The organism is Candidatus Uabimicrobium amorphum (genome assembly GCF_009002475.1).
Lineage (GTDB): Bacteria > Planctomycetota > Uabimicrobiia > Uabimicrobiales > Uabimicrobiaceae > Uabimicrobium > Uabimicrobium amorphum.
Window position 1 is genome coordinate 6783565 of the sequence record NZ_AP019860.1, and the last position, 13427, is coordinate 6796991.

The following is a 13427-nucleotide window of genomic DNA, read 5'->3' on the forward strand; positions in this document are numbered from 1 at the left end:
CTGCTTTTCTTTACAAAACGGGAAAGCTATTTCGTGAATAGGTTTTGTAAACCTTCCTTTTGTTTATAAAAAACAACATTCACTTCTCAACGCAATTCACATATACAACCAACAGGACTTTATCCAAAGTCTAGACAACCATTATTTGCGTGGTTGAATTTGCTTTCCTGTTAAATCTATTTCTCATTACAAATTGATTTATGCAAAGGAAAGATAAATGTCACAAGTAGAAATCCTACCTGAGAATCCCGTGTGGGATCACATGAAATTGTTAAAATTTAAATCTGTACGCGCGTATAAAAATTGGTGCCATAAAAATTGTTTTCGTTCTAATTTTGACAAAACCACGGAAGAATTGGCGGCAGAGTACGCTTTTTTTATCAAAAAATACACCAAATCTTTGCGCTGTTCCATTCATGCGATTTACAATAAAGATCTTAATACAGAGCATTTACACACACCATTATTACAAAAAATCGCTGATACACTACAGTGTGAAAATCGCGAATACATGCGCGATGTTTTTTTGCATTTGGAAAAAACAAAGCTTTTGGCCAATGAAGAATACACAACAGGTATCATGGAAATTTTACGTTATCACCATGAGTGGAAACGTTGTATTTTTGAATGGAAGCCGAAAACGCGTAGTTCTCATAAACAGTTTTTATCGCTACTACGCCATTTACTGATTGATTATAATGTTCCGCAATTTTTGCTAAAAACATTCTTGTTTCCGATCCGCAAATACCAACCACTACTTTTGGCACTCGGTCGCGGTGAGAGTATTCGCCATCATCCGTTATTACCTATGCCGATGACCAAAAAAATGGTGCATTATTTTGCCAAGACGCCAAATTCGTATCAAATAGAAGAGTCTTTTCGTTGGGCACAAGTACGGGCAATGGGAGGAAGTTCACAATTGGTGGAAAAATTGCGTTGTACGAAAATCATGCGCGATTATAGTGAAAATGAATTCTGGACAAGCGTGGTGCAATTTTTTATTCGTCATCCACAACTGGAAAAGCATAGCAATCCCATTATTGATTATTTGCACTACCATAAGTTTGTCAATCGTGAAGTTCATACTCCTGAAGGGATAAAGATTTCCTCTCCACTACAACCACATCTTTCGATGAAGGGACGCACGCCCAAAGCGATCTTAAAACAAGTAGATGAGTGGCATGAACAACTGGGAAGATCTGGAGTAGAGGAAAATGTTTATTGGAAACACTCGTGTGTAGGTGACTTCTCTTACCACAATGAAAAAGGCTTTTACGCAATACGTCAATTATTATCAAAAGCAGAACTTATTGTGGAAGGACGTACACTCCGCCATTGTGTCGCGAGCTATGAAAGTAAGTGCAAGCGAAATTCTAGTACTATTTGGACAATGGAGTTTCGGGAAACCGAGGAGGCAACACCGCGAAAGTTAGTTACTATTGAGATGAATGCCCAAAAAATTATCTGCCAAGTCCGTGGGAAACGCAATCGTAGAATGAATGCAGAGGAAAAAAGTGTGTTAAATCGTTGGTGCAAACATCAGGGACTCGTTTTGGCGTCGTATGCGTAGGAATGGTTGATGTGTATGGATAGCGAGTATCGATGTACATTGGGAAGACGGGCGGACACAAGATCCGCCCCTACATTTCCATTTTTGATACCTGTTGTATCTGTTGGTTATTTGTCAATCACAGGCAATATAATATGCGAAGGATATTCTTGGCTGTGATAAATTTTTTGCTGTGCGGATACGTATTCACTATCCATTTCATTGTGTCCGCCAGTATTTAGATTTCGCGAAAACAACGGAAACATCGCCGAGGCGATTTCGACACGTATGCGATGCCCTTTGCGAAAGGTAATGCCCGTTTGCCACATATCGATATCGTATTCGTATATGGTATCTTTTTCTAGCAGTACAGGTTGCGACATTGATTGACGAAATCGTGCGCGGATAACGCCTTTTACCAAAGGAAGTGCTTCGCCTTTTTCGTCAATATCTACCAATGTCACAAACCAATCGGTGTCTTTCGCGGAAGTCGCAGCGTATAATTTGGCAGCAACAGGACCAGCAATACTAATGTCTTTGGTTAAGACTTCCGTTTCATAAACCAATATATCTTGTCGCTTGGCCACAGTTTTGCTGTGAAAATTCTCTTTCTCTTTTTTATCGTCTTTATTCTTGTCTGTACTTTTTTCTTTTTCGTCTTTTTTGCTTTTATCGTCTTCGTCTTCTGTGGGATAATCAGGCGACGGTGTCGGATCTCCTGGATTATATGTGTATGTGTCGGGAGTTGTTTGTATTTTTTGTTCACTCCAAACCAATTCTCCATCTCCCTTTGAGGTATTTGCCTTACCACTGCTCGAAAGAAACAGCTTGGTGAACTTGGTCTGTGGAAGGGGATAGTCATTTCCGGTGATCCATTTATTGGAAAACATCAAATACACTTTGACCAGTGGCTCATCGCATATCTTGTTATCAATTCCCTTTAACCAGTAGTCAAACCAACGTAGATAAAGCGTTTGTAAATCTAGCCCTGCTTCTTTGCCAAAATGAACATCGCCTATGGAAGTGGTGGCCTGATCGGTGTGTCCCCAAGGCCCAAGAACTAGTTTTTGATGTTTGTTTTTCGATTTTCTCAGATAGCTATAATTGAGTTTTGAGCCGATTCCGTCACCATCGAACCAACCAGATTGTAAAAAGACCGGTATATCTAAATCGGCCAATCTTTCCATGAAATTGCTCTTGGCCCAATATTCGTTATTGACATTGTTTTTAATCCACTTGCGCCAATAAGAGTTTTCTTTTCCCAACAGCTTTTTGTCAAGGTTAATAACGGGTAATGACATGAGGTCTTTTTGATAGTCGCGCTTGGTAATGTCAGAGATGACTTTTCCCGATATATCGGCCGTGGCGTTTTGTTCGAGAATTTGCGCCCACCAAATAGAACCAAAAATAAAGAAAGCCCCGTATTCATAAGGTATGTTAAAAAAAGCATCTGGTGGAGCGACATTGGGAATGATTGTCGTTAGGTGTTTGGGCTTAGAAACTGCGGCCCACAATTGCGTCCATCCGACATAAGAGCCACCAATCATGCCAATTTTCTTTGTCGACCATGGTTGAACAGCCAACCATTCCACGACATCATGGCCATCTTTTTCTTCATTGATGAACGGTTCCCAAACGCCTTGCGATGCGAAACGACCGCGACAATCTTGTACAGCAACAATGTAACCACGTCGCGCGTAGAAGTTACCTTTTGTTTCCTCCATCTCTTTTTTGTATGGGGTACGAATTAAAATGACCGGAGCCTTGTCGACGTCTTTCGGGAAATAAATATCGGTGGCCAATTTGACCCCATCGCGCATAGGGACCATATGCGTTTCTTTTTTTATGTCGTGAGTTGGTTTTGACAACAATGGATCTTCATCTTTGACTTTCATCAAGTCTTCGAAACCGTCGCGAACATAGGTTACGTACTGCACGGGGACATTCATCATGTATATTTTAAAGTCTTGTCCCGCCCAAATATCAATGCCAATATTACTGATGATCATATGGAAGTGTTGCAATGTCCATTCTTTTTCTTGGACCTTGCGAACTTGTGTTCCCTTGTACTCAATTTCTACGTCCATACATGCCGCAGGAATGAGAAAACGCGAAATGTTTTGCTTTCCCCCTTTTTGTTTGTCATATTTTTTTAGTGCAAAACTTTCAAAAGCAGGTCCGTAGGAATCGTAAGCAACATGTTGATCGGTTAACGTAACGATTTTTTCTGTTTTGTTCACATGGTAAGTTGCGGTATTATTTTTGCGTTGTACCCCTATTTTTTGACCTGGCACATCAATACTCGCTGTACTCCACAAACCATTTTCATCACTTGTCAAAGACAGTTTATAGGTAATAACTTGCCCTGCATAACTCAACTCAAACGTGCGCTCATAATTCCCCTTCTCATCCAGTTTATAATCAATAACTCCGAGCACACTTTCATTTTTATACAACTTGAATTTACCGCTATCTGCCATGCCCGACAAACTGGTGGGTTCAAAGACCTTTTCTTGGGCACAGCACCAGCTAATAAGCAGCAAAAATATCCAAATTTTTTTCATGATAAAATCTCCATTATTCGACAAAAATAGCCGTTCCATAAGCCAACATTTCTGCAGCGCCGCCCATCAACACACTGGTGCTAAAGCGCACTTGTACAATGGCGTTGGCTCCTAAACTTTCGGCGTGGGTCTTCATTCTTTCCAGTGCTTGTTCTCGTGCTTGGGCAAGAAGTTGTGTGTATTCTTGTACTTCTCCACCAAGCATATGTTTGAAAACCGCCAAAATATCACGACCGATATGGCGCGTACGTATGGTATTTCCTTTGGCAACGCCCAAAACTTTCTTAATTTCTTTACCTGGAATGTCATTTGTTGTGACAATAATCATTTGCGAATCCTTTCAAAAGGGTCGTGTTTTCTCAGTATGAGACTTTCGCGAACTACAGACACAAACACAATCGTCATTCCGGTAATAAGGGCCGCAAGACCTATTTTAATTGCTACAGGAGTATTTGTATTCCACCATAGTTCTTTAAATATTTCATATATAGCATAGAGAATTAGTACGATCGCTCCACAACTTGCCAAAATCCAACCCATACGGCGTTCGATTTGATTATACACATTGTTCCAATACAAACGCCATGCTTGCTCTTGAGGTTCTATAAATTTTAACTCCTGCATCTCTTCCTCCATCGCCGTAAAATTTTGCCAGTATTGTAAACACGAGCAGTTGTGGCAATTGTCCAATTTTTGTTGCAATTCTCTTTGCTGTGAATCGGTAATCTCTCCGTCTTTTTGTAACATAAGTAACATTTTTACTCGTTCACAGTCCATTTATTCTTCCTTGTCCAGTAACTGGCGTAAACGCGTTCTTGCACTATACAAGCGCGACATCACTGTACCCATCGGTATATCTAAAGTTGCCGCAATTTCTTTGTAAGACAGTTCCTGAAAATATTTAAGCTGCAATATTTCTCGTTCGCTAATGGCAAGATCATTCATCGCCGCAACTATATTTTGTTGATTTTCGTTGCGTTGAACAAGCCACGCTGGATTTAAACGCATATCACTTACTTCTTGCATTTCGCCGCTATTGCTCTTGCGCCGTAGTTGTGTGTAGCAACAATTTTGCAGTATTTTGTAAAACCACGGATAAAAATTTTGCTGGTTATCGAAATTTTTAATATTGCGATACGCGCGAATAAAAGCATTTTGCGATGCGTCTAAAGCATCTTGTGGATTTTTTGTGATAAAAAGCGCTGCACGATATGCTTTCTGACGGTATTTATTAAATAAAAACTCAAAACTTTTACAGTCGCCGTTTTGGCAGCTTAAAATACAGCGTTGTTCATCTTGTCTATCAGACATTTTCTATTCCTGAATTGCGCAAAAAACGAAAATACGATTGCAGTTATTTCTATATACTCACCCAAGCGTATTTTTATTCGCCAAAAAAAAAGTTTTTTGCAAAAGCGCTGTTTTGTCGTAGTTAGGTTTAAGATGTTTATGGTATTCGTTAGTACGCGATGCCCTCCTGCCGGCTAGTCGCTGGAGAAGGCATCGCATACCAGCATAAACACTGGAGGTTTTATTATGCATTTTTCTCAAAAACGCGGCACAGCCATTGTCATTGTACTCATTATTTTATCATCGTTGTCATTTTTGAGCATTTTCTTTGTGCGCATTGCCATGCGATCGCGTTTGGCAAGCGAAAACTATACCTTGCGAACCTTGGCGCAACTGACTGCCTATGCAGGGATTGATCATTGTCTGGCAAATACTTTTCATGAGTTAGTGAGCGGAAATATCATTGATGCTCCCACAATGAAAAAACAACGTAAAAACATCACGGGTGTGCATAAGGGCATTGGTGGCACAACGGGTTATGTTATCGGGAAAAATCGTATGGGAAACTATGCTCTTGATGGCAACGTTTATACAACGAAAATGACCAGCGAAATGGCGAAATTTAATGTCAATGGCTACGTTGCGGTAAGAGCAAAATATCAACTCCATTCCAATGAAACATTGTATCGTATTTTGCACACATTGGCCAAGACTTGTAAATGTGATGACGCGAAACAAATTGCGCAGTTGATCGCGCACCATCACATAAAAAACAACCAACGTTTTTACTGCCATGAACATCTAAGGACTTTTCTGCAAAAACATTTCGCAAATTCACCTCAACTACAACGCTTTGTTTCTCTGTTGTCGGTTTCTCCTAAAAGGCAAAAGTGTTTCGCGGCTTTGGCACAGGGTGTTTATTATGAAGAATGGCGTTGTGCTGTTGATGTAAACAACATTTCGCGTGAATTGTTGTACGCGCTTATTTTTAACATAAAAGCGACAGCAAACTTTCACGATGTCCAGGTTCAAACAAATGACAGAGGTGCACTGCGTAGTTTAAGAGAAAAAATGCAGCAATGTACGGTAGATTTTTCGGATGACGCCGTAAATGTATACGAAATTGTCGACTACATACAAAACCGTGTGGCCTTTACAGGTCCCTTTACTCACTTTATGGAATTTGCACAATTTGTCGAGAGCTTACCAAAGCAGTTCTTTCCCACATGTCCCGTTAACATACGGCCATCTTTTTGGCGACAAATGTGGCGTGACGCATTAAAAAGTAATTTTACTAGAGATGTTGTCGACAACAATTGTAATCCCAATTCCCCTATGTATGTAAGTGTTGCCAAACAAAATTTGTGCGTGAAGAAAGACAATCAATTTTTTTGCGGACATACCGCAGAATTGTTGTTTTTCCACTGTGGACCATTTGTGGTACGTGCACAGGCTCACATAAACACCCATAACCAATGTGTTGCGCGTGCAAGGCAAATGATGGAAGTCGTGTGGGGAAAAACACTTGTTCATTCCACACAAAAAGATTTTCAAACGATGAATGCACAGCAACAAGAAACGCTTTCTGTTGGTAGTTGTTCGTCGTCTTTGTTGCGAAAATATTGTGGCTTTGTAGAACCAAAGCCCCGCAAAATGCCCAAAGGTTTATTTACTCTTTCTTCCTATCCTGATGATATTCATACACAGATGAGTTATTTTGGCGGAGTGTATAACGATGACGGTACTGTCTTTACAAAAAAATCGAAACTATCTTCACGGAAATTGATATCGTCGCTGCGCGAGGGAGTAAATCACCTCCACCATGATGGTCTGGTCTCAAGTCAGGCGTATTATCGCAATCGCAGTGACAATGATCACTACATAACTCATGCCATTACCCCGCAGTCTGCCACCGAAGATTTACGCGGTTGTAATACCATTTCCTCTAGTCACATTGCCAACTACAATGGTAGTATTGAGCTGTGGATTAAGCTGAACGAAACACCCGGGAATGTCCGCTTCCCGGGTCCACACTTTATGCTCATGGCGTGCACCACTAAAAACCGTTTGCGTTTTGTGGACGACACACAACAGCATAAGTTTCACGAGGGAACACAAATGTTGTTGTATATTGATAGTTTTGGTTACTTGCGTTTTTCACGGCAACACTATACGCGAACATTTACCTTAGATAAACGACGCAAGATCGTTGAGTACGGTGTATCTTCGCAGCACCGTGATCCACGGCGTGGTTTTACGCATCGCCACATAGAAGTGAACGTTGCCAACTTAGGATGGCGCGCCCACGAATGGCATCACATTATCGTACGTTGGCACGATGAAAAGCGAATTGTAACTCTAGAGGTTGATGGCTATACACCTCAGGAGGCTTTTGTTGAGGAAAAAAACGCCATGGCAATTTTAAATGAAGTGGACCCACGCGATGTCTTATTCATTAACGGTTATCATCGCTACCAGGCCACAAATACAGGGTATTTCCCTTTCACACGTACTGTCAATCTTTTTGGGAATGCCACTATCGATAAGTTTATCTCCTACGATGATCACTTAGAAGCACAATATAAATCACGCTATCTAAACAATAGTCGTTACAACAATGCGTTTATTGTAAACGGAAAGTATATACGTGGACCTCTTTATTGGAATTCTTACATAAAAGGAGAGGGGGACTATACACAGCAAACAACGGTAGAAGTTTTCTCAAATAATGTCTTGCACAAAAACAATATGCTAATACCAAAAAACACGATGATGGCAAATCGCATGGAGTACAGCGTTCGTTTTCACTGCGGAAAAAAACGCAATCTATCTATCGAATGTCCGGCTTTGGGAATGATTTGTCAAGTGGTTTTGTTTACCTATCCTAAGGTAAACAAACATTATTGATGTGGTCGCGAAAGATTTGTGGCAAACGTCGCAGTAGTAGTTCTTTACCTTCCAAGTGATTATTGCGAATGACGTTTTCGATCATGGCAATTGAGAGCTCTTGTTGTGCCGGAATCGAAATAGGGGCATGACTCAAATGCCAGGGTTCTGGAAACATGCCCCCTTGATGGAGACGATACGGACGAAAAAAATCAAATTTATGCATATTTTCGTCTAGCCACACATGCAAACGGGCAAAAATGCCGTCGGACTGTACCTCGTTAGGCAATAGCTGCACACGGTAATTTTGTGGCATTACCGCAGCATCAACAACATCGATTTCACTTCCCCAGTGATGACGCGAAGCCCCTGGTAATGCCGACCACCCGAGTATTGCATCAATAATTTCGTTTTTGTCCAGACTATGGTAATCGCGCTCTTGGCCATGGATGTTGTACAAAGGTTTTTCACCGCGAAATTTCTTATTCCAAATGCGAATTTGTGTTTTAAGGTTGCGAAAAGAACTAAACGGCTGCAAGATAATGCCCTCTTTTTGTGCCGCATCGCGCATCGCTAAAAATGCCTCTACTGTTTTAGGATGCGCCGCAAATCGCGGCTCATCGATTTGTGTAATATGTGTCCTCACCTGCCCCGTGAGCTGTAATTCTCGCACATCATTCATCTAAATACTCAAACAAAAAATTCCATCACTATCCGTAATCGTCACCGTAGCCATAATCGTCACCGTAGCCGTAATCGTCACCGTAGCCGTAATCGTCACCGTAGCCGTAATCGTCACCGTAGCCGTAATCGTCACCGTGACCATGACCGTGACCGAAATTAATAAGGAGTTCGCGGAGGCATAAACCCCAACTTACTCTCCAAATCTATCTGCATATCTTTTTGACTCTCTACATGCAACTGTCTTATATAACGTAAATGCGTTGTAAACTGACGGTTCGTGTATGGAGGTCTATAACGACTTTTTTTGCGATAATACTCATAAAATGATTTGGTGTAATTCACGGTCATTTCTTTTAAAAATTTACAGTAGAGCTTTATATTGTCGTGCGTTGTTTTGTAACGCAGAGAAAAAAACTGTTTTTCGCGTTTTTCCAAAGATTGTTTTAATTGTGTCAGCCGTGTATTAAAGCTATTATTAAACCAAGAACGCCATTGTTTGATGGTCATCTTTTTTTCTTTGGCTTTTATTATGTGACGAAATACAGAATTGCGATTGGTTATCATTTCTTCGTAGATATTCTGAATCGTCTTTATTTTTTCGAGGTAATATTGCTGGTTTTGCTTTTTTTCGCGTTTACGACGTGCCGCAGAGCCAATGGGAAATTTTTTCTCAAAGGCCTTGATTTTTTGTCCACGAAGTTTGGTTGTAAGTAGTTGAAACATCTTGCGACTTTGCTTTTCTAAAGAAACTTCGACCTTTACAGTGTAGACACCAGCCTGTATTTCCTCAACACCGTTGTTAATCGGTCCCCATTTGCCTCCAAAAACTAAGCGGCCATCGACATTTTTTACCAGTACATCATACCAGCGAACTCTCTGCGTTTCATGATATATCGAAATAGTAATTAGAGTATTATTGAGACCTTTACGTGCAGCACCATCTACTTGTAGATGAAGCTCATCTAACCATGGATAGTTTTCCGTATAGAGTTTGATATTTTTCACTCTAAACAAATTTATCTCAGCAAACCCAAAGCTTATAAATAGTAGTAAAAATAATATGTTTTTTATTTTCGTCATTTTTTATCTCGATATATCTAGTAACTTTTTATTTTACGCAGTTCTAAAATGTCACGTATTTGCGATGAAATTTTTCGAATATCGCGCGCAGCATCGCGATTAGAGTTGTAGTTTAATGTTTTTTCTTTGGCAATGCCGAAGTGTTTTTCGGGCATCCAGTTGGCTACGATCAATTTGAAGGTGGGTTGGTGATCCTCGCGGTCATAATTTTTTTGCGCCATGCGGAAAGCTTCTTCCGCTGCGTTTTTTATTTTGTCGATTCTTCGAGGCTGAAGGTCTTTATCGAAACGATCTAGGAATATCTTGTACAAATATAATCTTCCCAGTAGATTCCAGAAATCACCACTTTTTTCGTATTTTGTCTGCTCCACAAACAGCATCTTTAAATAACGGTTTAGATGGTCTTGGCTTGGAATACCGCCGCGCTCGATGTCACTGGTTACTTTGCTGACCAATATTTGTGCAATATCTCCTGGTAATTTTGCCGTTTTTTTACTCTTTTTCGCCGTTACCGGGGCATCTTCCTTCAATTCTTTGAAGAGTAATTTTTTTTGCTTTTCTGTGTTTTTGCTGCCACCCATGGAGAGTAAACCAACGACCATTACCATAACAATTGCGATCGCCGCTATTGCCTGAATACTCTTACTACGCCCTTGGCGTTTTTTGGCGACAAATACCGTGTCTTTGCCTTCGCGAATTTTGAGCTTTTTGTGTTCCTTGGATAACTTATTGGCCTTATTTTGTTCGCGCTTGGTTTCTTTTTCTTCTAAATTTTCGTATAGTTCTTTGAGTTCCTGTTTCGAATCTTTTGCCACAGCGCGTTTTTGCATCATAGGCATCGACATCGTTTGTCCAAGTCCCCCTTGTACCCCTTGCTTTTTCATCATGGGCATCGACATCGTTTTTCCAAGACCCAACTGCGGACTTGCTGAATCGTCTTTTTTCTGATTGGCGGTATTTTTTTCTAAAAGTTCATAGAAATTTGCCAATGCCATTGTCGCACGTGGTTTGTATGCTTCGTCAACTTCATCATCTTCATCGGAGCCATCTAGCATGTTGGCAAATTTTGCTTGGGCAATTTCTTCTTCTTCTTTGCGTTTTTTCCATGTATTGACATCTAAAGACAGAGCATTCCCCGGACAAACAGGGCACTCGACCTTTATGCTCACATCATAGTTGTACAGTGAAAACAAACGCAAGCACGTATCGCAAGCACGTGCGTGAAAGACCATATTGTTTTGGATTTTTTTCAGCTCTTGTAGGTTGGTAAGCCCCATATCCTCGATCAGGATTCCCGCCAGAGATTTCGGGCGCTTGTGTTCGCGGTATTGCCGAAATAGTTTTTGTGCTTCGAGTAAACTTTTCATCGTAACATTTTGCAGTACCGGTTTATCAGAAAAGTACACCAGTCCCTTTAACATGGTATTGGGAATGTAAGGCCATCTAGTGGGTTCTTTTTCGCGGAATTTTCCTTGTTCTTTTAGTATTTGTAGAACTTGGCGCATCGTCATGTAGCCGAGATCTTTAAAGATAACACCTATTTTTTTTTCGGGATCTTCTCGCTGTACTTCCAAGGCTTCTAATAACTGTAGGTTATTAATAAGCCCTTCTTGTATGGCAATAACACCAAACAGTAAATGTGAATAGTTCTCTATATCAACAAGACTTTCCGACATGTTTTTTCCTCTTTTACGATATAACCACCTTTAAATACGCCATATACCATTAATAACCATACACTTTGGATTATACTGTTTTTTTCGGGAAGGTTATTTGATATTATTTACATTGAAGCGTCATAAGTCAAGGAAATAATACACTACAGCGAGGTAAACATGTTTATTCTCAATATTACAAATTTACGTACTCTCGACCTAGTCGCCATTGCTTGCTACCTACTGGGGATTATAGCGATCGCATTGTTCTTTTCCAAAAAAAACAACTCTACAGAACAATACTTTCTCGGTGGTCGTGCCTTTCCGGGGTGGGCAATTGGTCTTTCGATGGTAGGAACGTCCATTAGTTCCAATTCATTTCTCGGTATTCCCGCCGAATCGTATAAAAATAGTTGGGTAAATATAGCTCCTAACCTATTCTTACCCGTGGTGACCGTGATTGCCATTATTCTGTTTATTCCTTTTTTTCGAAGTAGTCGTCGCACATCGGCATTTGAATATCTGAATGAACGCTATGGCGTCGTACCAAGACTCTACGGAACTTTTAGTTTCATCATTTTACAACTGGCACGAATTGTTATCGTTCTCACTTTACTGTGCCTTCCCATACAGTTTCTCACGGGATACCCTATTGAATATGTCATTATTGCTGTGGGAATTTTTGTGACTCTTTATACAGTCATTGGTGGAATAGAAACGGTAATCTGGACAGACGTTATCCAGACAATTGTACTGTTGTGCGGTGGAATTCTTTGTTTTGGATGCATCTGGTACAAAATGCCTGGTGGACTTTCACAGATCATGGAAATTGCAAACGACAACAATAAATTCTACCTCGGTGATTTTGATTGGGATTTGGGGCGGAAAACGTTTTGGGTAGTGATGTTTACCGGTCTTGTACATTGGCTACGTGAATATTCAAGTGATCAAAATGTTATTCAACGTTATCTCGCTGCAAAGTCGACAAAAGAAGCGCGTAAAGCCACAGCGTTATGTGCTTGTGTAAGTGTACCTATTTGGGTATTTTTTGCTTTACTAGGAACAGCACTCTTTACTTTTTACACCCAGTTCCCTGTAGCAGGACTGGATGAAAAGCTCCAACGTCCCGAGAATATTCTACCGTTTTTTATCATTAACAACATACCTGCTGGTGTTGCGGGAATCATCATCGCCGGTTTACTGGCCGCAGCGATGTCCTCGCTAGACTCAAGTATCAATGCCATTTCCACGGTTACCGTTGTTGATATTGTAAAGCCATATACCCATAAAGAACGCACCGATGCTTTTTACTTGAAGACAGCCAAGGTTGTCATAATCATCACAGCAGTTATCATGATTGGTGGCGCTATTTTTATGTCGCGATATCAGAAAACGATGGTCGATATTTCGTGGATACTCAATTCGGTCCTTGGGGGATGCCTTGTTGGGTTATTCTTGATGGGCTTTTTTACAACACGAGTGGATGGATTTAGTGCTTCAATCGCATTAGGGATTGCCATTTTAAGTAATATTTACTTTGCGCTAAATAGCGCTCAATTGCTTCCGGAAGCTCTTAGCTTGAACATTGACAATTATTGGGTGGGGATACTTGTTAATGTCGTTTTTATTACCGCGGCGTATTCCATCGCCGTTGTCAAAAAATCTTCACCAAAAAACTTAGATCAGTTAACCGTATGGACCATGAACAAAGGTGAATAA

The 13427-nt window shown here is 40.5% G+C and carries 11 protein-coding genes; 3 read left to right on the forward strand and 8 right to left on the reverse strand.

Features of this window, described 5'->3' with window-relative positions:
- Positions 1 to 217: 217 nt before the first annotated feature.
- On the forward strand, positions 218 to 1570 hold the full coding sequence (locus tag UABAM_RS23985) for a PcfJ domain-containing protein (RefSeq protein ID WP_151970532.1): 1353 nt from the start codon (positions 218 to 220) through the stop codon (positions 1568 to 1570).
- A gap of 107 nt (positions 1571 to 1677) precedes the next feature.
- Here the strand turns inward: UABAM_RS23985 and UABAM_RS23990 are convergent, their stop codons facing one another.
- The 4 genes from UABAM_RS23990 to UABAM_RS24005 are packed head-to-tail and all read right to left on the reverse strand — an operon-like array spanning position 1678 to position 5424.
- The gene (locus UABAM_RS23990) at positions 1678 to 4113 is read right to left on the reverse strand and encodes a CocE/NonD family hydrolase (protein ID WP_173013540.1); all 2436 of its coding nucleotides are present in this window, start codon (positions 4111 to 4113) and stop codon (positions 1678 to 1680) included.
- Positions 4114 to 4126: 13 nt separating this feature from the next.
- Positions 4127 to 4441: a YbjQ family protein gene (locus tag UABAM_RS23995; RefSeq protein ID WP_151970534.1), complete on the reverse strand. Its 315-nt coding sequence runs from the start codon at positions 4439 to 4441 to the stop codon at positions 4127 to 4129.
- Entirely contained in the window at positions 4438 to 4890 is a 453-nt protein-coding gene (locus UABAM_RS24000) for a hypothetical protein (RefSeq protein WP_151970535.1), read from the reverse strand. Before UABAM_RS24000 ends, UABAM_RS23995 begins: the two co-directional genes overlap by 4 nt.
- Positions 4891 to 5424, reverse strand: a complete 534-nt coding sequence (locus tag UABAM_RS24005) for an RNA polymerase sigma factor (RefSeq protein ID WP_151970536.1) — start codon at positions 5422 to 5424, stop codon at positions 4891 to 4893. It abuts the gene before it with no gap.
- A gap of 225 nt (positions 5425 to 5649) precedes the next feature.
- Between UABAM_RS24005 and UABAM_RS24010 the strand changes: the two genes are divergently transcribed.
- Complete coding sequence (locus UABAM_RS24010) at positions 5650 to 8310, forward strand: hypothetical protein (RefSeq protein ID WP_151970537.1); 2661 nt, start codon at positions 5650 to 5652, stop codon at positions 8308 to 8310.
- Here the strand turns inward: UABAM_RS24010 and UABAM_RS24015 are convergent.
- Genes UABAM_RS24015 through UABAM_RS24025 form a run of 4 tightly spaced genes read right to left on the reverse strand, consistent with a single transcriptional unit; the run spans position 8288 to position 11729 of the window.
- Positions 8288 to 8971, reverse strand: a complete 684-nt coding sequence (locus UABAM_RS24015) for a M15 family metallopeptidase (RefSeq protein WP_151970538.1) — start codon at positions 8969 to 8971, stop codon at positions 8288 to 8290. The genes UABAM_RS24010 and UABAM_RS24015 overlap by 23 nt on opposite strands.
- On the reverse strand, positions 8972 to 9115 hold the full coding sequence (locus UABAM_RS33560) for a hypothetical protein (RefSeq protein ID WP_173013541.1): 144 nt from the start codon (positions 9113 to 9115) through the stop codon (positions 8972 to 8974). It lies immediately after the preceding gene.
- A gap of 14 nt (positions 9116 to 9129) precedes the next feature.
- Positions 9130 to 10053, reverse strand: coding sequence for a hypothetical protein (locus UABAM_RS24020; RefSeq protein WP_151970539.1), 924 nt, complete (start codon positions 10051 to 10053; stop codon positions 9130 to 9132).
- Between the two features lie 17 nt (positions 10054 to 10070).
- Positions 10071 to 11729 carry a hypothetical protein gene (locus UABAM_RS24025; RefSeq protein ID WP_151970540.1) on the reverse strand — a complete coding sequence of 553 codons (1659 nt, stop codon included), beginning with the start codon at positions 11727 to 11729 and terminating at the stop codon, positions 10071 to 10073.
- Positions 11730 to 11888: 159 nt separating this feature from the next.
- On the opposite strand from UABAM_RS24025, the gene UABAM_RS24030 reads away from it, so the two are divergent.
- A complete protein-coding gene (locus tag UABAM_RS24030; RefSeq protein WP_151970541.1) occupies positions 11889 to 13427 on the forward strand; it encodes a sodium:solute symporter in 1539 nt (512 codons plus the stop codon).